This window comes from Kitasatospora sp. NBC_01266, from assembly GCF_036242395.1.
In the GTDB taxonomy this organism is placed as follows: domain Bacteria; phylum Actinomycetota; class Actinomycetes; order Streptomycetales; family Streptomycetaceae; genus Kitasatospora.
On record NZ_CP108458.1, the window covers coordinates 2,945,781 to 2,969,671 of the forward strand.

Genomic DNA, 23,891 nt, shown 5'->3' on the forward strand with positions numbered 1-23,891 from the left:
CTGCTCACCCCGCCGACCGGATCGTGGCCCGCCGCCCCTCGGGGCTGGTCAGCCACTCCAGTTGCTCGGCCGTGCCGGTGTCGGGCAGCGGCGTGTGCAGCACGATGGCGAGGTCGGGGCGGGCCGGCACCCGCAGCTGGGTCGACTCGAAGTGCAGCAGACCGGCCGTGGGATGGCGGACCACCTTGCCCAGCTGACCCGCCGCCTGAACGTCACGGCGCTGCCACAGCTCGGCGAACTCCGCGCTCTGGTGCGCCAGTTCGTCGACGATCAGCTGGTAGGCGGGGTCGCCCGGGTGTTCCGAGGTGAGCACCCGGAACTGGGCCACCACCGACGCCGCGTTCTGCTGCCAGTCGGCCGCCCGCTCCCGGTAGATCGGGCTGAGGAAGAAGCTGGCCAGGCAGTTGGTGTCGCCCTCGCCGTAACCGAAGACCAGGCCGGCCGCGTCGTTCATCGAGACGATGTTCCAGTACCTGTCCATCACGTGCGCCGGGAACGGCATCCAGGCCTCGATCAGCCGCCGCAGGCCGTCCGTCACCGGCTGCTGGACGGCCTCGGGCAGCGGCGGGTTGAGGCCGGCCAGCAGGTAGAGGTGCCGCCGCTCGGAGGCGTCCAGCCGCAGCACCCGGGAGACCGCGTCCAGCACCTGCGGCGAGACGGTGATGTCGCGGCCCTGCTCCAGCCACTGGTACCAGGAGACGCCGACCCCGGCGAGCACCGCCACCTCCTCGCGGCGCAGGCCCGGCGTGCGCCGCCGGGCGCCGCCGTCCGGCAGGCCGGCCTCGGCGGGCGTCACCTTGGCCCGCCGGCTCATCAGGAACTCGCGCAGGCTGCGGCGGCGTTCGGCGTCGGCGTCGTAACCGAGTCGCTCCTGGCTGGTGGTCATGCCACCAGCATAAGGAGGCACTCTGCACGGCGTCAGAAACCGCCGAAGGATGGGCGCATGGCAGTCACCGACACGGCACCAGCGACCACCGCACCGACCCGGACACCGACCCCGGACCCGACACCCGGCGCGCTCAGCACCCGGGCCAAGCTCATCCTCTTCGTCCTCTGCGCGGCCCAGTTCGCCATCGCCCTCGACTTCTCGATCCTGAACGTGGCGCTGCCCGCGCTCGGTTCCGACCTCGGCCTCAGCCAGGCGAACCTGCAGTGGGGCGTCACCGCCTTCACCCTGCCGTCCGGCGGGTTCCTGCTGCTCTTCGGCCGGATCGCCGACCTGCACGGCCGGCGCCGGTTCTTCCTGATCGGGCTGACCGCTTTCACCGCCGCCTCACTGCTGGCCACCGTCGCCTGGGACCCGGCCTCGTTCCTGGTCGCCCGGGTGCTGCAGGGGCTGGGTGCGGCGATGATCGTGCCCGCCGGCATGGCGCTGCTGACCACCACCTTCCGGGAGGGACGCGAGCGGGACCGGGCGCTGGGCGTCTCCGGCATGCTGATGTCGCTCGGCTTCACCATGGGCATGCTGCTCGGCGGGGTGCTGACCCAGACCTTCGGCTGGCGCTCCACCATGGCGCTCAACGTGCTGATGGGCGCGGCCGTGCTGGCCGGCGCACCCGGGCTGCTGACCGAGAGCCGGCCCGGGCCGGGGGCCGAGGGCGGCCCCGCGCCCGAGCGGCAGCGGATCGACGTGCCGGGCGCGGTGACCATCACCGGCGGCCTGCTGGCCCTGATCTACGCGCTCTCCACCGCGGCCCAGGCCGGCTTCGGCCGCGCCGACGTGTCCGTCAGCCTGCTGGCCGGCGTGCTGCTGCTGACCGCCTTCGCGGTGATCGAGTCGCGCACCGGGCAGCCGCTGGTCTCGCTGCGGGTGCTGCGCCGGCGCACGGTGGCCTGGGGCAACATCGGCGGTCTGGTCACCTTCGCGATGATGAGCTCGACGATCTTCCTGAGCACCCTCTACCTGCAGCAGGTGCTGAAGCTCAGCCCGGGGACCAGCGGCCTGGTCTTCGGCGTGACCGGCCTGGCGGCGGCGCTCGGCGGCGCGGTGGCGCCCAGGGTGGCGGGACGGCTGGGGGCGGCCCGGACCCTGGTGGCCGGGCTGCTGCTGCAGGCCGTCTGCACCGCCGCGATGGTGCTGATCGGCGCCACCGGCGGCAGCTGGCTGGTGGTGCTGTTCTGCTCGCTCGGCTGCTTCGGCCACCTGTGGGCGATCGTCGCCTACGGCATCACCGCCACCTCGGGGCTGGCGGACACCGAGCAGGGCCTGGCCACCGGTCTGGTGACCAGCACCCAGCAGGTCGGGATGACGATCGGCATCCCGCTGCTCAGCGCACTGGCCGCGGCCCGGATCGAGGGCCTCGAGGCGAGCGGCCACTCCTTCGCCCTGGCCACCCTGGGCGGCGTGCGGCTGGGCCTGGGCGTGGACGCCGCCGTGGTGCTGGCGGCGGCGCTGCTGGTCGCGCTGGGCCTGCGGACCTGGCGGCGGCCGACCGACCGCCGCGGCTGACCGGCCGGCGCTGTTGAGCGGCTGGCGCTGTTGACCGGCTGGGCGCGGCCGGCCCGGGTCTCAGGCCGGGTCCGCGCCCGCCGGCAGCTCGTCCGACCCGCCCGGCCCCACCGGGGTCGCCACCACCGTGCCGATCCGGTTGCGCCGCCCGGCCGAGCTCTCGGCGGTCAGCCGGATCGCCTTGAGCCCGGCGGGGCCGTCCTCGGGCACCGGGATCTCGCAGGCAGAACCGGGGATCGGCACCCGGCCCAGGTGCTTGGCGAGCAGCCCGCCGACCGTCTCGACGTCCTCGTCCACCAGCTCGATGCCGAACAGCTCGCCGAGGTCCTCGACCAGCAGCCGGGCGGTGATCCGGAACGAGCCGTCGCCGAGGTCCTCGACGGGGGCGATCTCCCGGTCGTACTCGTCGGTGATCTCGCCGACGATCTCCTCCAGGATGTCCTCGATGGTGACCAGCCCGGCCGTGCCGCCGTACTCGTCGATCACGATCGCCACGTGCGAGCGCATCTGCTGCATCTCGCGCAGCAGGTCGTCCACCGGCTTGCTGTCCGGGATGAAGACGGCCGGGCGCATCACGGTGTCCACCTGGTCGGACTCCGCCTCGGGGTTCACGTGGGTGCGCCGGACCAGGTCCTTGAGGTAGACGATGCCGACCACGTCGTCCTCGTTGTCGCCGACCACCGGTATCCGCGAGAAGCCCGAGCGCAGGGCCAGGGTCAGGGTCTGACGGACCGTCTTGTGCCGCTCGATCATCACCAGGTCGGTGCGCGGCACCATCACCTCGCGCACGATGGTGTCGCCCAGCTCGAAGACGGAGTGCACCATCCGGCGCTCGTCGTCCTCGATCAGGTCGTCCTTCTCGGCCAGGTCGACCAGCGCGCGCAGCTCGGCCTCGGAGGCGAACGGGCCCTCCCGGTAGCCCTTGCCCGGGGTGAGCGCGTTGCCCAGCAGGATCAGCAGCCGCGGGATGGGCCCCAGGATCCGGGCCAGCGGCAGCAGCACGAAGGAGGCGGCGGTCGCGGTGGTCAGCGGGTGCTGGCGGCCGATGGTGCGCGGCGAGACGCCGACCGCCACGAAGGAGACCAGCACCATCACCCCGAAGGCCAGCAGGATCGCCTGCCAGGTCTGCTGGAGGTTGCGCACGCAGACCACGGTGACCAGGACCGCCGCCGCCATCTCGCTGGCCACCCGGATCAGGGTGGCCAGGTTGAGGTAGCGGATCGAGTCGCTGGCCAGCGTCAGCAGCCGGGTCGCGCCGCGCCGGCCGTTGCGCACGGCCTCCTCGGCGCGGAACCGCGAGACCCGGGAGATGCCCGCCTCGGCGCAGGCGGCCAGCCAGCCCAGCACGACCAGCAGGCACGCCCCGACCAGGAAAGTCGTACTGTCACCCGTCATCGGATCAGTGGGTGGTGGGTGCCGGGGAGATCCCCGACAGCCCGCGACCGGCCCGCCAGTCGTCGAGGATCCGCTTCTGGAGGGCGAACATGGTCTGCTCCTCCTCCGGCTCCTCGTGGTCGTAGCCGAGCACGTGCAGCACCCCGTGGACGGTGAGCAGTTGCAGCTCCTCGTCCATCGAGTGCTCGGAGGGGGCGGCCAGGCCCTGGGCCTTGGCCACCTCGGGGCAGAGCACGATGTCGCCGAGCAGGCCCTGCGGCAGGTCCTCGCCCTCCTTGCCGGGACGCAGCTCGTCCATCGGGAAGGACATCACGTCGGTGGGCCCGGGCAGGTCCATCCACTGGATGTGCAGCTGCTCCATCGCCTCGGCGTCCACGAGGATCACGGACAGTTCGGACAGCGGGTGGATCCGCATCTTGTCGAGGGCGAAGCGGGCGACGTCGAGGATGGACTCCTCGTCGGCCTCCCAGCCGGACTCGTTGGCGATGTCGATGGACATGGAGCGGTGTCGACTCAGCTTTCGGTGCGATGGGGCTGGCGGGGCGTGCGGGCACGGGGGCCGCGCGGGGCGGTCTTGCGCGAGGGCCGGTCGGAGGGGGCGCGGTCGGCGTCCTCGCCGTTCTCGGCGTCCCAGCGCTCGTAGGCGTCGACGATCCGGCCGACCAGCTTGTGGCGGACCACGTCGGTGCTGGTCAGGATCGAGAAGTGGATGTCCGGGACGCCGGCCAGGATCTCCTGGACCACCTTGAGACCGCTGCGGGTACCGCCGGGCAGGTCGATCTGGCTGGTGTCACCGGTGACCACGACCCGGGAGTTGAAGCCCAGGCGGGTCAGGAACATCTTCATCTGCTCGGGCGAGGTGTTCTGCGCCTCGTCCAGGATGATGAAGGCGTCGTTCAGGGTGCGGCCGCGCATGTAGGCGAGCGGGGCGACCTCGATGGTGCCGGCGGCCATCAGCCGCGGGATCGAGTCCGGGTCCATCATGTCGTGCAGCGCGTCGTACAGCGGGCGCAGGTACGGGTCGATCTTCTCGTAGAGGGTGCCGGGCAGGAACCCGAGCCGCTCGCCGGCCTCCACCGCCGGGCGGGTCAGGATGATCCGGTTGACCTCCTTGGCCTGCAGCGCCTGCACGGCCTTGGCCATCGCCAGGTAGGTCTTGCCGGTGCCGGCCGGGCCGATCCCGAAGGTGATGGTGTGCCGGTCGATCGCGTCGACGTAGCTCTTCTGGTTGACCGTCTTGGGGCGGATGGTGCGGCCCCGGTTGGAGAGGATGCTCTGGGTGAAGACCGCCGACGGGCTGATGGCGCCGTCCGGGTCGCCGGCCGCGCCCTTGAGCATCGCGATCGACCGCTCCACGGAGTCCTCGGTCAGCGGCTGGCCGGTGCGCAGCACCAGCATCATCTCGCTGAACAGCTGCTTGACCAGGGCGATGTCGGCGCGGTTGCCGGTCGCGGTCACCTCGTTGCCCCGGACGTGGATGTCGGTGTCCGGGAAGGAGCGCTCGATCACCCTCAGGAGGGAGTCGGTGGCACCGAGCAGGGTGACCATCGGGTGCTTCTCGGGGATCACGATCCGGGCGGTCGATCCGTCGCCGCCCGGTGCGCTGGTCCGGGCGCTGGTCTGTGCGGTGTCACTCATCGGTTCGCTCATGGGTTGGCGCTGAGGCCTGCCTCATCCCATCCGTGTCTCGGGGTGCCGCTCGGTCGGTGCCGGGGTCACCAGGGTACGCCGCGCAGGTGTTCGCTGTGACGCGGCCCGATCGATGGTGGGCCAGTTCCGCCCTGGACGCCAGCGGATTTCGGCCCTCATCGGCGTGCCGGCAGCGGGATCCGGGCCAGATCCTCGGCGACCACCAGCTCGCCGTCGAAGTGCGCCCGGGCCTCGGCGAGGTGGCCCGCCAGGTCGGGGTAGCGCTGGGAGAAGTGGGTCAGCACCAGGGTCCGCACGCCCGCCCGGGCGGCCAACTGGGCCGCCTGCCCGGCGGTGAGGTGGCCGTGCTGCTCGGCCAGCTGCGCGTCGGCGGCCAGGAAGGTGGCTTCGGCGACCAGCAGGTCGGCGCCCTCGGCCAGGGCTTCGGCGCCCGGACAGAGCCGGGTGTCCATCACGAAGGCGAAGCGCTGACCGCGCCGCACCTCGCTGACCTCCGCCAGGGTGACCTGGCGCCCGTCCAGTTCGACCGCGCCGGTGCGCTGCAGCTGCCCCACCGCGGGTCCGCGCAGGCCGAGCGCGGCCAGCTTCTCGGGCAGCAGGCGACGGCCGTCGGGCTCGGTCAGGCGGTAGCCGAAGGCCTCCACCGGGTGCGAGAGCCTGATCGCCTCCAGGGTGAAGGCCGCGCCCTCGGTGGGCAGCTGGCCGGCCTCGGCGATCGGGTGCGGGCGCAGCTCGGCCGTCTCGTGGAAGGCGGTGGCCTGCCGCAGCCGGTCGAAGTACTGCTGCCCACTGGCCGGGTAGTAGGCGTGCACCGGGTGCGGGACCTGGTCCAGGTTGATCCGCTGGACCACGCCGGCCAGGCCCAGACTGTGGTCGCCGTGGAAGTGGGTGACGCAGATCCGGGTCAGGTCGGTGGCCGAGACCCCGGCGTACTGCATCTGCCGCTGGGTCCCCTCCCCCGGATCGAAGAGCAGGCCCTCGCCGTCCCAGCGCAGCAGGTAGCCGTTGTGGTTGCGATGCCGGGTGGGCACCTGGCTGGCCGTGCCGAGGACGACGAGTTCGCGCTGTGACACCGGATCAGACCATGCCCTCGCGCAGCGGCTTGCCGCCCAGCACGTGGACGTGCGCGTGGAAGATGGTCTGGCCCGCCCCGGCACCGGTGTTGAAGATCAGCCGGTAGGCGTCCAGGCCCTCGTCCCGGGCCACCTCGCCCGCCTCGGTGAGCAGTTCGGCCGCGGCCTGCGGCTCGGCGGCGGCCAGCGCGGCGGCGTTCGGGTAGTGGACGTGCGGGATCACCAGCACGTGGGTCGGGGCCTGTGGGTTGATGTCCCGGAAGGCGATGGTGTGCTCGGTCTTGCGGACCACCGTGGCCGGGATCTCGCCCGCCACGATCTTGCAGAACAGGCAGTCCGCCTGCGGCTCGCCGGCCATCGGGGTCTCCTCGCACGTGAGCGTGGTGGTGTGCTGTGGCTGTCTTCTGACGGACCGCAGCCTAGGGTCTGTCAGACAGACCCTAGCGGGGGGAGCGCCGCCGGTGTCCCTCCCCCCGCTCGCCGGGTCAGAGCTCCGGCAGCGGCGGCGGGGTCTTGGCCGGGGTCGCCGCCAGCGAGGCCAGCGCGATCCGCACTCCCTCGGCCAGTTGCGGGTCGCGGCCCGCCGCCCAGTCGTGCGGCGCGATCGGCACCTCGACGTCGGGGGTGACGCCGCGGTTCTCCAGGCCCCAGCCGTAACCCTCCAGCCAGGTCGCGTACTTGGGCTGGGTCACCCCGGTGCCGTCGATCAGGTCGTACTTGCCGTCGATCCCGATCACCCCGCCCCAGGTGCGGGTGCCGACCACCGGGCCGATGCCCAGGGCCTGGATCGCGGCGTTGACCACGTCGCCGTCCGAGCCGGCGTGCTCGTCGGCCAGCGCCACCACCGGGCCGCGCGGCGCCTCGCCGGGGTAGGGCTCGGCGGTCGCCATGCCGCGGCCGTAGCCCCAGCCGATGATCCGGCGGGAGAGCTTCTCGATGATCAGCTGGGAGGTGTGGCCGCCCCGGTTCTCCCGCAGGTCGACCACCAGGCCCTCCTTGGCCAGCTCCACCCGCAGGTCGCGGTGGAGCTGGGCCCAGCCGCCGCTCATCATGTCCGGGATGTGCAGGTAGCCGAGCCGCCCCTCGGAGAGCCGGCGCACCTCGGCCCGGCGCCCGGCCACCCAGTCGTGGTAGCGCAGCGCCTCGTCGTCGGCGAGCGGCACCGCCACCGGGTGGCGCACGGTGCCGTCGGCGTGCCGGACGGTCAGCTCGACCGGCTGTCCGGCCGTGCCGGCCAGCAGCGGGGCCGGCCCGGTCACCGGGTCGACCGGGCGGCCGTCCACCGCGAGCAGCGCGTCGCCGGCCCGCACCGCGACCCCGGGGGCCAGCAGCGGCGAGCGGGCCCTGGGGTCGGAGGACTCGCCGGGCAGGATCCGGGCGATCCGCCAGACCTCGCCGTCGCGCACCAGGTCGGCCCCGAGCAGGCCCTGCGGCCGGGAGGCGGCCGCGCCGCGCACGTGCGGCGTGATGTAGGCGTGCGAGGTGCCCAGCTCGCCGACCACCTCCCAGAGCAGGTCGACCAGGTCGTCGTGCGAGCCGAGCCGCTCGACCAGCGGGCGGTAGCGGTCCAGCACCCCGGCCCAGTCCACCCCGCTCAGGTCGGCGCGCCAGAAGTTGTCGCGCATCAGGCGGCCGTTCTCCTCGAACATCTGCCGCCACTCGGCCGCCGGGTCGATGGTGACCCGCAGCCGCCCCAGGTCCACCCGGGTCTCGTCGTCCTCGCCGGGCTTGCGGTCGGCCGGGACGATCCGCAGCTCGCCGCCGTCCAGCACGGCGAGCCGGTTGCCGTCGCCGCTGACCGCGAAGCCGTCCAGGCTCTCCGCCAGCTGCTCGGCCCGCTGCTTGAGCAGGTCGAAGCGCTCCAGCACCGGCCCCGGGCGCTCGTCGTCCGGGGTGGCGGCGTCGTCGCCGAGTTCACCGACCACCGGGTACCTGGTCCAGAGCACGCCGTCCTTGGCCGTCCTGAGCACGCCGAACCGGCCGCCCTCGACCGGGAACGGGACGATCCGGTCGGCCAGCCCCGCCAGGTCGACGGTGGTGGCCGGCACGTCCGGCTTCTCGGTGGCCGCGGCGCCCTCGGCCCCCTCGACCGGCTCGGTGCCCTCCTCGGGCTTCTCCGCCGTCTTCTCCTCGGGCTCCTCCGTCCCCTCGGCGGGCCGCCCCCCGCGCCGGGGGCCGAACGGCGAAGGCGTCTCGGCGGCCAGCGTGACCAGGTACGGGCGGGCGCCGGTGGGGAAGCCCAGGTCGAAGCTGTGCGCGTCGTAGACCGGGTCGAAGTTGCGCAGCGAGAGGAAGGCGAGGTGCTTGCCGTCGGCGGTGAAGGCGGGCGATGTGTCGACAAATCGCTGCGGGGTGGCCTCGCTGACGGTGCCCGAGGCGAGTTCGGCGAGCATGATCTGGCGCAGCGACCAGGGGCCCAGGGCCGGCTGGGACCAGGCCAGCCAGGCCGCGTCGGGGCTGAAGGCCAACCCGGTGACCTCACCGTCGACGCTGCGGGCCAGCTCGCGCACCGCGCCGTCGGCCAGCGTGACCAGCAGCACCCGGCCGTCGGCCGCGGCCACCGCCGCCTGCCGGCCGTCGGGGGCGACCAGCAGGCCCAGTACCCGGCCCAGCTCGCCCGCCGCGAGCCGGCTGCGCTCGCCGGCCAGCACGTCGGGCGCGTACTCCAGCGCGTCCTCGCCCTCGACGTCGGTCACCCAGAGCGCACCCTGTGCCTCGCCCTCGGCGGTCGGCGGGACCACCCGGGCCAGCCGGGCCCGGGTGCCCGGGGTCTCGTCCAGCACCCGGGCCGGACCCTCCCGGTGGGTCAGCCAGTGCACGGTGCCGCGCACCACCACGGCGGCGGCGCGCGCGGTGGCGTCCGGGGCGGCCGAGCCGAGCCAGCCGGTGGCGGCCAGCGGGTAGCCGCGGCGCCCGGAGCGCGGGCCGGCCGGGCGCACCTCCAGGCGCCGCGGCCGGGCCTTGCCGTCCAGCGAGTCGAGCAGCCACAGGTCGCCGCCGCTGTGCCAGACCACCCGGGTGCCGTCGGTACCGGCGTTGCGGGCGTAGAACGGGCTGTCGAGGTCGGTGTGGCGGCGCAGCTGCGAGCCGTCGGGACGGCTGGAGTAGAGCTGCCCGCTGCCCTCGTGGTCGCTCAGGAAGGCGATCCGGTCGCCCACCCAGAGCGGCGACTCGATGTTGCCGTCCAACTCCTGGTGCACCCGGGCGAACTCGCCGCCGGTGGTGCCGAGCCACAGGCGCCCGGCGGTACCGCCCCGGTACCGCTTCCAGCGGGCCGGCTCCATGCTGACCGCGGAGAGCAGCAGCACCCGCTCGCCGTCGCCCGGCCCCTCGAAGGCCAGGTTGCCGATCGGCCCGAACGGCAGCCGGCGCGGCTGGCCGCCGTCCAGCGGGACGGCGAAGGCCCAGCTCTGACGGGCCGTCGACTGGCCCGCACTGGTGATCGCCACCGGCTCGCCCTGCGGGGTCCAGCCGCGCAGCCTGCTGCGCCCGGTGTGTCCCCAGTGGGTGAGTCGGCTGGCCTCGCCGCCGTCGACCGGGGCCGCGTAGACCTCCGCCGAGCCGTCCCGGGTGGAGGTCCAGGCGATCAGGCGGCCGTCCGGGGAGAAGCGCGGGTGGGAGACCGGTGAGCGGTCGGCGGTCAGCCGCCAGGCTCGGCCACCGTCCAGCGGGGCGAGCCAGATGTCGTCCTCGGCGACGAAGGTCACCAGGTCGCCGTGCAGGTGCGGGTGGCGCAGGTAGGCGCCCGCTGGGGTGCTGTCGGTATCCGTCACTGCGTCAGGTTATGCAGCCCGGGGCGGCTGGGACCAGCGATTCCCAGGAGCCGGAGGAGGCCACCGGCCTTCGGCCGCTCGGTCGTTGGCCGCTCGGTCGTCGGCGAGGCGGCCGCGCGGTCAGGACCAGCGACCGGTGCGGCCGAGCAGCAGGGCGCCCGCGGCCACCCCCGCCGTGGAGGTGCGCAGCACCGAGGGGCCCAGCCGGTAGGGCTTGGCGCCCGCCTCGGCGAAGGCGGCCAGCTCCTCGGGGCTCACCCCGCCCTCCGGACCGACGATCAGCACCAGTTCGCCGCGCTCCGGCAGCTCGGCGGCGGCCAGCGGCTCGGCGCCCTCCTCGTGCAGCACCGCCGCGAACGCCGCCGCGGCCAGCAGCGGAGCCAGCTGACGGGTCGTCATCGGCTCGCGCACCTCGGGAAAGCGCAGCCGGCGCGACTGCTTGCCCGCCTCGCGGGCGGTGGCCCGCCACTTGGCCAGCGCCTTGGCGCCGCGCTCGCCCTTCCACTGGGTGATGCAGCGCGACGCCGACCAGGGGATCACCACGTCGACGCCGACCTCGGTCATGGTCTCCACCGCCAGCTCGCCCCGGTCGCCCTTGGGCAGCGCCTGGACCACGGTGATCCGCGGCTGCGGCTCGGCCTCGGCGCGCAGCTCGGTGAGCGTGACGTCCAGCGCGTCCTTGCCGTGCACGGCGCTGACGGTGCCGTGGCCGCCCAGCCCCAGACCGTCGGTCAGGGTGACCGGCTCGCCGGGCTCCAGCCGCTTCACGGCGGCGGCGTGCCGCCCCTCGGGTCCGTCCAGGCGGACCACGGCGCCGGGCGCGGCGGTGGCCAGCAGGGGCGTCTCGACGACGAAGACGGGTGCGGTCATGGCGCGCGCTCCTCGAAACGGGTCGGGGTGGGCCCGTTGTGCCGGGCCCACCCCGAGAGAGTTGGTGACCGCTCAGCGGCCGTTGAAGGCGTCCTTCAGCCGGGAGAACAGCCCCTGCTGCCCCGGCGCGAAGTGGCCCGAGGGCCGCTCCTCGCCGCGCAGCACCGCCAGTCGACGCAGCAGGTCCTCCTGCTCGGGGTCGAGCTTGGTGGGCGTCTGCACCTCGACATGCACTATCAGGTCGCCCCGGCCGCCCCCGCGCAGGTGGGTGACGCCCCGTCCGTGCAGCGGGATCGACTGGCCGGACTGGGTGCCGGGCCGGATGTCGACCTCCTCCGGGCCGTCCAGCGTCTGCAGCGGCACCTGGGTGCCGAGCGAGGCGGCCGTCATCGGGATGGTCACCGTGCAGTGCAGGTCGTCGCCGCGGCGCTGGAAGGTGGGGTGGTTGGTCTCGGCGATCTCCACGTAGAGGTCGCCGGCCGGGCCGCCGCCGGGGCCGACCTCGCCCTCGCCGGCCAGCTGGATCCGGGTGCCGTTGTCGACACCGGCGGGGATCTTGACGGTGAGGGTGCGCCGGGCCCGGACCCGGCCGTCGCCCGCGCACTCGGGGCAGGGCGTGGGGACCACGGTGCCGAAGCCCTGGCACTGCGGGCACGGGCGGGAGGTCATGACCTGGCCCAGGAAGGACCGGGTGACCTGCGAGACCTCGCCCTTGCCGCGGCACATGTCACAGGTCTGCGCCGAGGTGCCAGGGGCCGCGCCCTCGCCGGAGCAGGTGGTGCAGGTGACGGCCGTGTCGACCTGGAGTTCCTTGGTGGTGCCGAAGGTGGCCTCATCCAGGGTGATCTCCAGCCGGATCATGGCGTCCTGGCCGCGCCGGGTGCGCGAGCGCGGGCCGCGCTGACCGGCGGCCGCGCCGAAGAAGGCGTCCATGATGTCGGAGAAGCCGAAGCCCGCCGCGCCGGCGCCGAAGCCGCCCGCGCCACCGCCGCCGTTCGGCGACAGCGGATCCCCGCCCAGGTCGTAGACCTGCCGCTTGGCCGGATCCGAGAGCACCTCGTAAGCGGCGTTGATCTCCTTGAACCGCTCCTGCGTCTTCGGGTCCGGGTTGACGTCCGGGTGCAGTTCACGGGCGAGGCGCCGGAACGCCTTCTTGATCTCGTCCTGCCCCGCGTCCCGTCGGACGCCGAGTACCGCGTAGTAGTCCGTGGCCACCAATTGCTCCGCTTGTTCTGCCTGTGGAAAGTCCTGCTGCGACTGGGTTGCCTACTAAATCTAGTAGGGGTGCTGCTACGACTCGGCCAGGATCTGCCCCACGTACCGGGCAACGGCTCGGACCGCCCCCATCGTGCCGGGGTAGTCCATCCGCGTCGGCCCGATCACGCCGAGCTTGGCCACGCTCTCGTCGCCCGAACCGTAGCCGACCGAGACGACCGACGTGGAATTCAGCCCTTCGTACTCGTTCTCCCGGCCGATCCGCACCGTCATCCCGCCGTCGGTGGTCTCGCCGAGCAGGCGGAGCAGCACCACGTGCTCCTCCAGCGCCTCCAGCACCGGCTGGATGGTGAGCGGGAAGTCGTGGCCGACCCGGGTCAGGTTGGCCGTGCCGGCCAGCATGATCCGCTCCTCGTTCTGCTCCACCAGGGTCTCGAAGAGGGTGGAGAGCACGGTGGCGACGATCGGGCGCTCGGCCGGCTCGAAGGCCGCCGGCAGGTCGTCCACCAGGGCCGGGACGTCGGGGAACCGCTGGCCGCCGGCCCGGGCGTTCAGCCGGGCGCGCAGGTCGGCCAGGGTGGACTCGCGGACCGGACCGGGGCAGTCGACCACCCGCTGCTCGACCCGCCCGGTGTCGGTGATCAGCACCAGCATCACCTTGGCCGGGGCGAGCGAGACCAGCTCGACATGGCGCACCGCGGAGCGGGAGAGCGACGGGTACTGGACCACCGCGACCTGGCGGGTCAGCTGGGCCAGCAGCCGCACGGTGCGGGCCACCACGTCGTCCAGGTCGACCGCGCCGTCCAGGAAGTGCCGGATCGCGCGACGCTCGGGGGCGCTCATCGGCTTGACCTCGGCCAGCCGGTCGACGAAGAGCCGGTAGCCCTTGTCGGTCGGGATCCGGCCGGCGCTGGTGTGCGGCTGCTGGATGTAGCCGTCCTCTTCCAGGGTGGCCATGTCGTTGCGCACCGTGGCCGGCGAGACGCCGAGGTTGTGGCGCTCCACCAGGGCCTTGGAGCCCACCGGCTCCTCGGTGCCGACGTAGTCCTGGACGATGGCGCGCAGCACCGCGAGCTTGCGCTCGTCGAGCTGGCGCAGCTCCACCCGGCCGACCTCGGCGCCCCGGGCGACGCGGCCGGCCGGAGCGGCCTTGGCGCCCGGGCGGGCGGAGCGGGCGGCGGGCCGCCCGGCCGGCTGGTCGCCGACCGGGTCGCGACCGCTCGGACGCGGGTCGGAATCGGGTTCGTCGAACATGGCACGCACCTCCCTCTTCGCGCGTTGTCCAGGTACCAGGGTCCTGCGGGGCAAGTCCTTCGCCGAGCATCGCGCCGAGTGGTTCGGCGCACGCTCGGCACTGCTCGGTCGGATCGGGCTTGGCACTCTGCACAGTGGAGTGCCAGAACCGTACCTGCCAGTGTAAGGCCCGGGTCCGACGGCAGGAACGCCCTGGCCGTGGATGCCGCGCGGATCACTCCGCGCGGTGCCCCCTGCCGGACGGACGTGACGAGCGACGCGCGATCATGTCCGACCAGGGTGGTGCCCGCCGCCCGGCGAAGTGGCAGCATCGATAGCAACTGAGATCGGGGCCGGAACGACCGCCCCGACGATGGAGAACTGATGGACAGAGGAGCAGCCATGTCGGCGTCCGGCCCCCACACCCGTTTTGCTCCCGACCGTGGGCTGTCCACGCGGATGGTCACCACGATGTTCCTGATCGGGCTGCTGTACGTCGGTTTCACGGGTGTGCTGATCGTCCTGCTGAAGGGCGCCTGGCCGCTGATCGTGCTGCTGATGGGCGGGCTCTTCGTCGCGCAGTTCTGGTTCAGCGACAAGATCACCGAGCGGGCGATGGGCGCCCACGAGGTCACCCCCGAGCAGTACCCGCAGCTGCACGGCACCATTGACCGGCTCTGCGCCCTGGCCGACATGCCCAAGCCGCGGGTCGCGGTGGCCAACAACGACATGCCCAACGCCTTCGCCACCGGCCGCAACCCGCAGAACGCGGTGGTCTGCGTGACCACCGGCCTGCTGCGCCGGCTGGAGCCGGAGGAGCTGGAGGGCGTGCTCGCGCACGAGCTCTCGCACGTCGCGCACCGGGACGTCGCCGTGATGACGATCGCCGGCTTCCTCGGCGTACTGGCCGGCGCGATCACCCGGATCGCGCTCTACAGCGGCATGATGAGCGGCGGCAACCGGAACAACAACAACAATGACAGCGCCGCGATCCTGATGATCATCATCCCGATCGTCAGCGTGGTGGTCTACGCGCTCAGCTTCCTGCTCACCCGGCTGCTCTCCCGCTACCGCGAGCTGGCCGCCGACCGCGCCGCCGCCCAGCTGACCGGCCGGCCCAGCGCGCTCGCCTCGGCGCTGACCAAGGTGACCGGGCAGATCTCCGCGATCCCGACCAAGGACCTGCGCCAGGCGCAGCCCTACAACGCCTTCTTCTTCGCCCCCGCGCTGAACGCCCGCGAGGCGGCCACCCAGCTGATGTCCACCCACCCCAGCCTGGAGCAGCGGCTGGAGCAGCTGGGCAAGATCTCCGCCGAGCTGGGTCAGCACTGACCCACGCACCATCCCCGAAAGGAACGATCCGTGGGATTCCTGGACGCGCTGCTCGGCCGCACCAAGCCGGTCAAGCCCGACCTCGACCAGCTGTTCGGTGTGCCCTCGGCCGCCCTCACCCTGGAGGCCGCCGCCGGCTTCACGCCCACCGGGCTGGGCTCGGTCTGCTTCGCCGCGGTCGAGGGCGGCGCCTTCGTCGAGGTGGAGCGGCAGGTGCGGGCCCTGCTGGACGCCGACACGGCGGGCGGCGGCACGCCGGTGGAGGCCAGCCGGGACCAGTACGGCTACTCCTGGCTGCTCGCCCGGCACACCCCCGAGGAGCTGCCCGACCTGGTCAACGACCTGCACGCGGTCAACAGCGAGCTGGAGGCCAACGGCTTCGGGCCGCAGCTGCTCTGCTCGCTGGTGGGCTTCCGCAACGAGGCCGGCCAGTCGCTGGCGCTGGTCTACCTCTACAAGCGCGGCGCGTTCTACCCGTTCGCCCCGATGCCCGGCGGCGGCGAGCGCCGCAACAGCCCGCTGGAGCTGCAGGTGAAGGCGATGCTCGGCAACGACCTGCGGCTGGAGACGGACCTGAGCCGCTGGTTCCCGGTCTGGGGCGCGCCCGGCCTGTGACGCGTTCGTGCTGAGCCGACGGCCCGTGGATCCTGACGGGCCGTCGGCTTTTCCTATAGTTCCTCCCATGCGCAGCACTCAGTACGGCCCCGACCTGACCCCGCCCTGGAAGCGGCCGGGGGGACAGCCCGCCCCGGAGGTGGCCGCCCAGCGGGACCTGGTGGTCGAGGAGGCCACCACCGGCTTCTGCGGCGCGGTGGTGCGCTGCGAGAAGACCGCCGAGGGCCTGACGGTGACCCTGGAGGACCGGTTCGGCAAGCACCGGGTCTTCCCGCTGGTGCCGCGCGGCTTCCTGCTGGAGGGCAAGGTGGTCACCCTGGTCCGCCCGTCCGGGCCGGCACCGGCCCGGGGTCCGGGCCGGACCGCCTCCGGCTCGATCGCGGTGCGCGGCGCCCGGGCCCGGGTCGCCCGGGAGTCGCGGATCTACGTCGAGGGCCGGCACGACGCGGAGCTGGTCGAGCGGGTCTGGGGCGATGACCTGCGGATCGAGGGCGTGGTGGTCGAGTACCTGGAGGGCATCGACGACCTGCCGGCCATCGTGGCCGAGTTCGCCCCCGGCGAGGGGCGGCGGCTGGGCGTGCTGGTGGACCACCTGCTCCCCGGGACCAAGGAGCACCGGATCGCCTCGGCCGTCACGGGGGAGGCCGTGCTGGTGGTGGGCCATCCGTTCATCGACATCTGGCAGGCCGTCAAGCCCGCCAGCGTCGGCATCGCGGGCTGGCCCGAGGTGCCGCGCGGTGAGGTCTGGAAGGAAGGGATCTGCCGCCGCCTGGGCTGGCCGGTGGACACCCCGGCGGCCTGGAAGCGGATCCTGGCCTCGGTGGACTCGTTCCGCGACCTTGAGCCCCAGTTGCTGGGGCGGGTGGAAGAGCTGATCGATTTCGTGACCGGGTAGGGGCTGACCGCCCCAGCCAGCTCAGTCCACCAGGTCGCGCACCACCGCGTCGGCCAGCAGCCGCCCGCGCAGGGTCAGCGCGGCCCGGCCGGCGGCGAACGGCTCGGCGGCCAGCAGGCCGTCGGCCAGCGCGCGCTCGGCGGCCCGCAGGCCGGTGGCGGTGAGCAGATCGAGCGGGCAGCCGTCGACCAGGCGCAGCTCCAGCAGGATCCGCTCCACCCGCTGGTCCTCGGCCGGCAGCACCTCGCGGCCCTGGGCGGGCGTGCGGCCCTCGGCGAGCGCCCGCGCGTAGGCTGCCGGGTGCTTGGCGTTCCACCACCGCACGCCCCCCACGTGGCTGTGTGCACCAGGGCCCGCGCCCCACCAGTCGGCCCCGGTCCAGTACAGCTCGTTGTGCCGGCAGCGGGCCGCCTCGTCGGTGGCCCAGTTGGAGACCTCGTACCAGCTGTAGCCGGCCGCGGTCAGCGCCTCCTCGGCGATCAGGTAGCGGTCCGCGTGCACGTCGTCGTCGACCATCGGCAGCTCGCCGCGCTTGATCCGGCCGGCCAGCCGGGTGCCCTCCTCGACGATCAGCGAGTAGGCCGAGACGTGGTCGGGCCCGGCGCCGATCGCGGCACTCAGCGACGCCCGCCAGTCCTCGTCGCTCTCCCCCGGCGTGCCGTAGATCAGGTCCAGGTTGACGTGCTCGAAGCCGGCCGCTCTCGCCTCGGCGACGCAGGCCTCGGGCCGGCCCGGGGTGTGGTGGCGGTCCAGCACCTGGAGCACGTGCGGGCGGGCGCTCTGCATCCCGAAGGAGATCCGGTTGAAGCCGCCCTCGCGCAGCTCGGCCAGGTAGGCCGGGTCGACCGACTCGGGGTTGGCCTCGGTGGTCACCTCGGCGTCCTCGGCCAGCCCGAACTCCTCGCGGATCGCGGCCAGCATCGCCACCAGGTCGCGGGCCGGCAGCAGGGTGGGCGTGCCGCCGCCGAGGAACACGGTGCGCACCGGCAGCTCGGCGTCACCCAGCACCTTGCGGGCCAGCCGGATCTCGCCGACCAGGTTGGCCGCGTAGGTCTCCTGCGAGGCGACCGCCCCCGCCGAGTGCAGCTCGGTGGCGGTGTAGGTGTTGAAGTCGCAGTACCCGCAGCGGGTGGCGCAGTACGGCACGTGCAGGTAGAAACCGAACGGCCGGTCACCGAGTCCGGTGCGGGCGTGGGCGGGCAGCGAGCCGTCGGACGGCACGGGTTCGCCGTCGGGGAGTGCGGAGGGCATGGGTCCATTGTCCGGTACCGGCGGGGGTGCCCTTGAGCGACTGGGCTGCGAGGCAGCGGATGGTGGGGGTCGCCGAGGAACGAGGCGGCACCCGCCATCCGCGTAGGAGCAGCCCACCAAGCGGCCAAATGTCCCGCCGGTACTGGGACTCAGGCCTCGTTGGCGCCCGCGTACATCTCCTGGACCGCCTCGGCGTAGGCCCGCTCGACCACCGGGCGCTTGACCTTCAGGCTCGGGGTCAGCTCGCCGTGCTCGACGTCCAGGTCCCTGGGCAGGATGTGGAACTTCTTGACCGTCTGCCAGCGCTGCAGCTCGGCGTTGAGCTTCTTCACGAAGCCCTCGACCAGCGTGCGGACCTGCGGCGAGCCGACCACCTCGGCGTAGCTCCTGCCGGCCAGGTCGTGCTCGGCGGCCCACTGCATGATCACCGGCTCGTCCAGCGAGATCAGCGCGGTGCAGTAGTTGCGGCCGTTGCCGATCACCAGGATGTTGCTGACGAACGGGCAGATCGCCTTGAACTTGCCCTCGACCTCGCTGGGCGCGACGTACTTGCCGCCGGAGGTCTTGAACATGTCCTTCTTGCGGTCGGTGATCCGCAGATAGCCGTCCGGGCTGACCTCGCCGATGTCACCGGTGTGGAACCAGCCGTCCGGCTCCAGCACCTCGGCGGTCTGCTCCGGGTTGTCGTGGTAGCCGCGCATCACGGCCGGTCCGCGCAGCAGGATCTCGCCGTCCTCGGCGATCCGGACCTCGGTGCCCGGCAGCGGCTTGCCGACGGTGCCGACCCGGATGTCCTCCGTGGGGTTGACCACCACGCCCGCGCTGGTCTCCGTGAGCCCGTAGCCCTCCAGGATCGGCACGCCAGCGCCCAGGAAGAAGTAGCCGATCTCGGGGGCCAGCGCGGCGCTGCCGGAGACCGAGCCGCGCAGCCGACCGCCGAAGGCCGCCCGGATCTTGGCGTAGACCAGCTTGTCGGCCAGCGCGTGCTGGACCCGCAGGCCGAGCGGAGCACTGTCGCGGCCGGTGGCGAGCCGGTTCTCCTGGACGGTCCTGGCGTAGTCGCGGGCCACCTTGGCCGCCCACATGAAGATCTTGTACTTGGCGCCGCCCTCGGCTCTGGCCCTGCCCGCGATGCCGTTGTAGACCTTCTCGAAGATCCGCGGCGCGGAGGCCATCAGGGTGGGCCGGATCGCCGGCAGGTTGTGGATGATCCGGTCCACCCGGCCGTCCACCGCCATCACGTGGCCGGTGGCGATCTGGCCGCAGATCAGCGACTTGCCGAAGACGTGCGACAGCGGCAGCCACATGAACTGCAGGTCGTCGGAGCGCAGCAGGCCGCTCTCCTGCTGGGCGACGCCCTCGTAGGACCAGCAGTCGTGGACCAGACGCACGCCCTTGGGGCGGCCGGTGGTGCCGGAGGTGTAGATCAGGCTGGCCAGCTGCTCGGGGTCCAGTCCGTCCACCGCCCGGCGGATCGCGTCCGGGTGCTCCTTGAGGTAGGCGGCGCCGCGCTCCTCCAGCTCGGCCAGGGTGAGCACGGTGATGCCCTCGGGCTCGGGGCGCTCGGCCGGCAGGTCGAAGAGGACCACGGTGCGCAGCTCGGGCAGCTGGTCGTGCTGGTCGACCGCCTTGGCCAGCTGGGCGGCGTTCTCGGCGAAGAGCAGCCGGCTGCCGGAGTTGGCCAGGATGAAGCCGGTCTCGTCCGCGTTGGTGCTCGGGTAGATGGTGGTGGTGGCCACACCGGCGCACATGTTGCCCATGTCGGCGATGATCCACTCGATCCGGGTGGACGCGGCGATCGCCGCCCGGTCCTCGGGCTCGATCCCCAGCGACATCAGGCCGGCGGCCGTGTTGCTGACCCGTGCGGCGATCTGCGCCCAGGTGAGCGAGCGCCACTGCTCGGCGCCCGGCGCACCGTCGGCCGCGTGCTCGTCGACCGGAGCGGGGAACCTGTATGCCTCCGCGTCAGGCGTGGCCTTTACCCTGCTGAGGAACAGGTGGGCCACTGAGGCCGGACGCCCGGCGATCTTGTCGGAGCCGATGACGGACTGCGCTGAACTCAACGAGACCTCCGGGGGACCAGGTGGCCGAGGGTGGATGTGTGCGGGGGCTTGGGGGTGGACCGCCCGACGGGTTCGTTATCGGCGAGTTACTTAACTCGCCAGTAACAAAGCTGTCGACAGCCTAGGCCCAACAGGGCACCCCTGTTAAGAGGCAACCGCCCTCTGACATCGTGCCGAACTTGTGGTGCCTCAACCGTGCCTCAACGATGCTTCAACCGAAGAGATGACCAATCCGATCACCGGATCAGGAGATATACCCGCGTGGTAAGCGTGGCAAGGCAGAAAATGAGGATGCGAATCCTCCCGTCGACATCGAGAGTGTCCGAGTGCTGATCAGACTTCTCAGGGCCCACCTCGGGCCCTACACCAAACCCATCTCAGTGCTGGTACTGCTCCAGCTGGTTTCCACCATCGCCTCGCTCTACCTGCCGACCCTCAACGCCGACATCATCGACAAGGGGGTGATCAAGGGCGACACCGGCTACATCCTGCGGATCGGCGGGGTGATGATGGCGGTCACCCTCGCGCAGGTGATCTGCTCGATCGGTGCCGTCTACTTCGGCGCCCGCACCGCGATGGCGGTCGGGCGGGACATCCGGGCCGCCGTCTTCGACCGGGTGCAGAGCTTCTCGGCCCGCGAGGTCGGCCAGTTCGGCGCGCCCTCGCTGATCACCCGCACCACCAACGACGTCCAGCAGGTCCAGATGCTGGTCCTGATGTCCTTCACGCTGATGGTGGCCGCACCGATCATGTGCGTGGGCGGCATCATCATGGCGCTCAACCAGGACGTCCCGCTCTCCAGCCTGCTGGTGATCGTGGTCCCGGTGCTCGGCATCATCGTCAGCCTGCTGGTGCGCAAGCTGCGCCCGGCGTTCCGCGGCATGCAGGTGCGGATCGACGGCGTCAACCGGATCCTGCGCGAGCAGATCACCGGTATCCGGGTGATCCGCGCCTTCGTCAAGGACGGTCACGAGCAGGACCGGTTCGCCGTCGCCAACGACGAGCTGACCGAGTTCTCGCTGCGCACCGGACGGCTGATGGCCTTCATGTTCCCGTCCGTGATGATGGTGGTGAACCTCTCCAGCATCGCCGTGCTCTGGTTCGGTGCCCACCGGATCGCCGGCGGCGGCATGCAGGTCGGCGCCGTGACGGCCTTCCTCTCCTACCTGCTGCAGATCCTGATGAGCGTCATGATGGCCACCTTCATGTTCATGATGGTGCCGCGTGCCGAGGTCTGCGCCGAGCGGATCGTCGAGGTGCTGGACACCGACTCCAGCGTGGTGCCGCCGAGCACGCCGATCACCGAGCTGCGCTCGCACGGCCACCTCGAACTGCGCGGCGTCGACTTCCGCTACCCCGGCGCCGAGGCCTCGGTGCTGCGCGGTATCGACATCACCGCCCGCCCCGGCGAGACCACCGCCGTGATCGGCAGCACCGGCAGCGGCAAGAGCACGCTGCTCGGCCTGATCCCCCGGCTGATCGACGCCAGCGAGGGCCAGGTGCTGGTCAACGGCGTGAACGTGCGCGAGGTCGATCCGGACCTGCTGGCCGAGAAGGTGGGCCTGGTCCCGCAGAAGCCGTACCTCTTCTCCGGCACGGTGGCCAGCAACCTGCGCTACGGCAAGCCCGACGCCACCGACGAGGAGCTCTGGCAGGCGCTGGAGACCGCACAGGCCAAGGACTTCGTGGAGCGGATGGAGGGCGGCCTGGAGGCGTCGATCGCGCAGGGCGGCGGCAACGTCTCGGGCGGCCAGCGCCAGCGCCTGGCGATCGCCCGGGCCCTGGTCCGCCGACCGGAGATCTACCTGTTCGACGACTCCTTCTCGGCCCTCGACTACGCCACCGACGCCAAGCTGCGCGCCGCGCTCTCCCTGGAGACCGCGGAGGCGACCGTGCTGATCGTCGCCCAGCGGGTCAGCACCATCCGCGACGCCGACCGGATCGTCGTCCTCGACGAGGGCGCGGTGGTCGGCAGCGGTACGCACCACGAGCTGATGGCCGACAACCCGACATACCGGGAGATCGTGCTCTCCCAGCTCACCGAGCAGGAGGCGGCGTGACCACCCCGCAGAAGGCCGGCCCACCCGCCGCCGGCCCGGCCAAGCCGGGCGGCGTGCCGTCCGGTTCGCAGGAGGCCGCCGCCCGCCGCGGACCGGCCGGCCCGGGCCGCTTCATGGGCGGCCAGGGCACCGAGAAGTCGATGGACTTCGCCGGCTCCGGCAAGCGCGTGCTCGGCCTGCTCAAGCCCGAAGGAACCACGCTGGCCGGCGTGCTGGCGCTCGGCACGCTCAGCGTGGGCTGCGCGGTGGCGGGCCCCAAGCTGCTCGGCAAGGCGATGGACCAGATCGTGGCCGGGTGGGCGGGCAAGCAGACGCCGGCCGGCCTCACCCACGCCCAGGTGATCGACGGGCTGCGGGCCAAGGGCCAGGGGCGGATCGCCGACGTCCTCAACGCCGTGCCCTTCACCCCCGGGCACGGCATGAACTACGACAAGCTCGGCACCATCCTGCTCTGGGTGCTGCTGATCTACGTCGCCTCCGGGGCGTTCGGCATCCTGCAGGGCCGGCTGGCCGCGCGCGCGATCAACCAGACGGTCAACCGGCTGCGCGCCCAGGTCGAGACCAAGATCAGCCGGCTGCCGCTGAGCTACTTCGACAAGCAGCCGCGCGGCGAGGTGCTCAGCCGGGTCACCAACGACATCGACAACGTCGGCCAGTCCATGCAGCAGACCATGGGCCAGGTGGTGAACTCGCTGCTCACCATCGTCGGTGTGCTGGCGATGATGTTCTGGATCTCCTGGATCCTCGCGCTGATCGCCCTGGTCTCGGTGCCGCTCTCGGTGATCGTCGCGGCCCGGGTGGGCAAGCGGGCGCAGCCGCAGTTCGTGGCGCAGTGGAAGACCACCGGCAAGCTGAACGCGCACATCGAGGAGATGTACACCGGGCACGCGCTGGTGAAGGTCTTCGGCCGGCAGAAGGAGGCGGCGGAGACCTTCCGCCAGCAGAACGAGGAGCTCTACGCCTCCAGCTTCCGGGCGCAGTTCATCTCCGGGATCATCCAGCCCGCGATGATGTTCATCGGCAACCTGAACTACGTGGCGGTCGCGGTGGTCGGCGGTCTGCGGGTGGCCAGCGGCGCGCTGTCCATCGGCGACGTGCAGGCCTTCATCCAGTACTCCCGCCAGTTCAGCCAGCCGCTCACCCAGGTCGCCAGCATGGCCAACCTGCTGCAGTCCGGCGTGGCCTCGGCCGAGCGGGTCTTCGAACTGCTCGACGCCGAGGAGCAGTCTGCCGAGCCGGAGCACCCCGAGCGGCCCGCCGAACTGCGCGGCCTGGTCTCCTTCGAGGACGTGGCGTTCCGCTACGACCCCCAGAAGCCGCTGATCGAGGACCTCTCGCTCAAGGTGGAGCCCGGCCAGACGGTGGCCATCGTCGGTCCCACCGGCGCCGGCAAGACCACCATGGTCAACCTGCTGATGCGCTTCTACGAGGTCACCGGCGGCCGGATCACCCTGGACGGCGTGGACATCGCCGCGATGTCCCGCGAGGAACTGCGGTCCGGCATCGGCATGGTGCTCCAGGACACCTGGCTGTTCGGCGGCTCGATCGCCGACAACATCGCGTACGGCGCCACCGGCGCCACCCGCGAGCAGGTGATCGAGGCCGCCAAGGCCGCCCACGTCGACCGCTTCGTGCGCACTCTGCCCGAGGGCTACGACACCGTCATCGACGACGAGGGCACCGGCGTCAGCGCCGGCGAGAAGCAGCTGATCACCATCGCCCGCGCGTTCCTCGCCCAGCCCAGCATCCTGGTCCTGGACGAGGCCACCAGCTCGGTCGACACCCGCACCGAGGTGCTGATCCAGCGGGCCATGGCGCGACTGCGCACCGGCCGCACCAGCTTCGTCATCGCGCACCGCCTCTCCACCATCCGGGACGCCGACGTGATCCTGGTGATGGAGAGCGGCTCGATCGTCGAGCAGGGCACCCACGACGAGCTGATCTCGGCCGAGGGCGCCTACGCCCGGCTCTACCAGGCCCAGTTCGCCCAGGCGGTGGCCGAGCAGGACTGACCCGC

General features: G+C 72.3%; 18 protein-coding genes. 6 read left to right on the plus strand and 12 right to left on the minus strand.

The window, feature by feature from the left end:
- Positions 1 to 4: 4 nt before the first annotated feature.
- Positions 5 to 886 (minus strand): helix-turn-helix transcriptional regulator, encoded by an 882-nt coding sequence (locus tag OG403_RS12520; RefSeq protein WP_329564095.1) that lies wholly within the window; start codon positions 884 to 886, stop codon positions 5 to 7.
- Between the two features lie 57 nt (positions 887 to 943).
- Between OG403_RS12520 and OG403_RS12525 the strand changes: the two genes are divergently transcribed.
- Entirely contained in the window at positions 944 to 2,449 is a 1,506-nt protein-coding gene (locus OG403_RS12525) for an MFS transporter (RefSeq protein ID WP_329564096.1), read from the plus strand.
- Between the two features lie 60 nt (positions 2,450 to 2,509).
- On the opposite strand, the gene OG403_RS12530 is transcribed toward OG403_RS12525, so the two are convergent.
- The 9 genes from OG403_RS12530 to hrcA all read right to left on the minus strand — a co-directional run bounded on the left by OG403_RS12530 (position 2,510) and on the right by hrcA (position 13,679).
- Positions 2,510 to 3,844: a hemolysin family protein gene (locus OG403_RS12530; protein WP_329564097.1), complete on the minus strand. Its 1,335-nt coding sequence runs from the start codon at positions 3,842 to 3,844 to the stop codon at positions 2,510 to 2,512.
- A gap of 4 nt (positions 3,845 to 3,848) precedes the next feature.
- Complete coding sequence (ybeY, locus tag OG403_RS12535; RefSeq protein WP_329564099.1) at positions 3,849 to 4,343, minus strand: rRNA maturation RNase YbeY; 495 nt, start codon at positions 4,341 to 4,343, stop codon at positions 3,849 to 3,851.
- A 14-nt stretch (positions 4,344 to 4,357) separates the two neighbouring features.
- A complete protein-coding gene (locus tag OG403_RS12540; protein WP_329564101.1) occupies positions 4,358 to 5,482 on the minus strand; it encodes a PhoH family protein in 1,125 nt (374 codons plus the stop codon).
- A 167-nt stretch (positions 5,483 to 5,649) separates the two neighbouring features.
- Positions 5,650 to 6,567, minus strand: coding sequence for a ribonuclease Z (locus OG403_RS12545; RefSeq protein ID WP_329564103.1), 918 nt, complete (start codon positions 6,565 to 6,567; stop codon positions 5,650 to 5,652).
- A gap of 4 nt (positions 6,568 to 6,571) precedes the next feature.
- Positions 6,572 to 6,925: a histidine triad nucleotide-binding protein gene (locus OG403_RS12550; RefSeq protein ID WP_329564104.1), complete on the minus strand. Its 354-nt coding sequence runs from the start codon at positions 6,923 to 6,925 to the stop codon at positions 6,572 to 6,574.
- Between the two features lie 127 nt (positions 6,926 to 7,052).
- Positions 7,053 to 10,340 (minus strand): S41 family peptidase, encoded by a 3,288-nt coding sequence (locus tag OG403_RS12555; protein WP_329564106.1) that lies wholly within the window; start codon positions 10,338 to 10,340, stop codon positions 7,053 to 7,055.
- Positions 10,341 to 10,460: 120 nt separating this feature from the next.
- Entirely contained in the window at positions 10,461 to 11,210 is a 750-nt protein-coding gene (locus OG403_RS12560) for a 16S rRNA (uracil(1498)-N(3))-methyltransferase (protein WP_329564107.1), read from the minus strand.
- Between the two features lie 72 nt (positions 11,211 to 11,282).
- A complete protein-coding gene (gene dnaJ, locus OG403_RS12565) occupies positions 11,283 to 12,425 on the minus strand; it encodes a molecular chaperone DnaJ (RefSeq protein WP_329564108.1) in 1,143 nt (380 codons plus the stop codon).
- A gap of 75 nt (positions 12,426 to 12,500) precedes the next feature.
- Positions 12,501 to 13,679 carry a heat-inducible transcriptional repressor HrcA gene (gene hrcA, locus OG403_RS12570; protein WP_442910906.1) on the minus strand — a complete coding sequence of 393 codons (1,179 nt, stop codon included), beginning with the start codon at positions 13,677 to 13,679 and terminating at the stop codon, positions 12,501 to 12,503.
- Between the two features lie 381 nt (positions 13,680 to 14,060).
- Here hrcA and htpX point away from each other — a divergent pair, with 381 nt between their 5' ends.
- The 3 genes from htpX (at position 14,061) to OG403_RS12585 (ending at position 16,500) form a co-directional block, all read left to right on the plus strand.
- Positions 14,061 to 14,990 carry a zinc metalloprotease HtpX gene (gene htpX / locus OG403_RS12575; protein WP_329564110.1) on the plus strand — a complete coding sequence of 310 codons (930 nt, stop codon included), beginning with the start codon at positions 14,061 to 14,063 and terminating at the stop codon, positions 14,988 to 14,990.
- A gap of 30 nt (positions 14,991 to 15,020) precedes the next feature.
- On the plus strand, positions 15,021 to 15,605 hold the full coding sequence (gene pspAB, locus OG403_RS12580; protein ID WP_329564112.1) for a PspA-associated protein PspAB: 585 nt from the start codon (positions 15,021 to 15,023) through the stop codon (positions 15,603 to 15,605).
- A 67-nt stretch (positions 15,606 to 15,672) separates the two neighbouring features.
- Positions 15,673 to 16,500, plus strand: coding sequence for a DUF3097 domain-containing protein (locus OG403_RS12585; RefSeq protein ID WP_329564114.1), 828 nt, complete (start codon positions 15,673 to 15,675; stop codon positions 16,498 to 16,500).
- 21 nt (positions 16,501 to 16,521) lie between these two features.
- On the opposite strand, the gene hemW is transcribed toward OG403_RS12585, so the two are convergent.
- Complete coding sequence (hemW, locus tag OG403_RS12590) at positions 16,522 to 17,751, minus strand: radical SAM family heme chaperone HemW (protein WP_329564116.1); 1,230 nt, start codon at positions 17,749 to 17,751, stop codon at positions 16,522 to 16,524.
- 149 nt (positions 17,752 to 17,900) lie between these two features.
- A complete protein-coding gene (locus OG403_RS12595; RefSeq protein WP_329564118.1) occupies positions 17,901 to 19,814 on the minus strand; it encodes an AMP-dependent synthetase/ligase in 1,914 nt (637 codons plus the stop codon).
- A 326-nt stretch (positions 19,815 to 20,140) separates the two neighbouring features.
- Here OG403_RS12595 and OG403_RS12600 point away from each other — a divergent pair, with 326 nt between their 5' ends.
- Both OG403_RS12600 and OG403_RS12605 read left to right on the plus strand, forming a co-directional pair.
- Positions 20,141 to 21,874: an ABC transporter ATP-binding protein gene (locus OG403_RS12600; RefSeq protein ID WP_329564120.1), complete on the plus strand. Its 1,734-nt coding sequence runs from the start codon at positions 20,141 to 20,143 to the stop codon at positions 21,872 to 21,874.
- The gene (locus OG403_RS12605) at positions 21,871 to 23,886 is read left to right on the plus strand and encodes an ABC transporter ATP-binding protein (RefSeq protein ID WP_442910907.1); all 2,016 of its coding nucleotides are present in this window, start codon (positions 21,871 to 21,873) and stop codon (positions 23,884 to 23,886) included. Before OG403_RS12600 ends, OG403_RS12605 begins: the two co-directional genes overlap by 4 nt.
- Positions 23,887 to 23,891 lie beyond the last annotated feature (5 nt).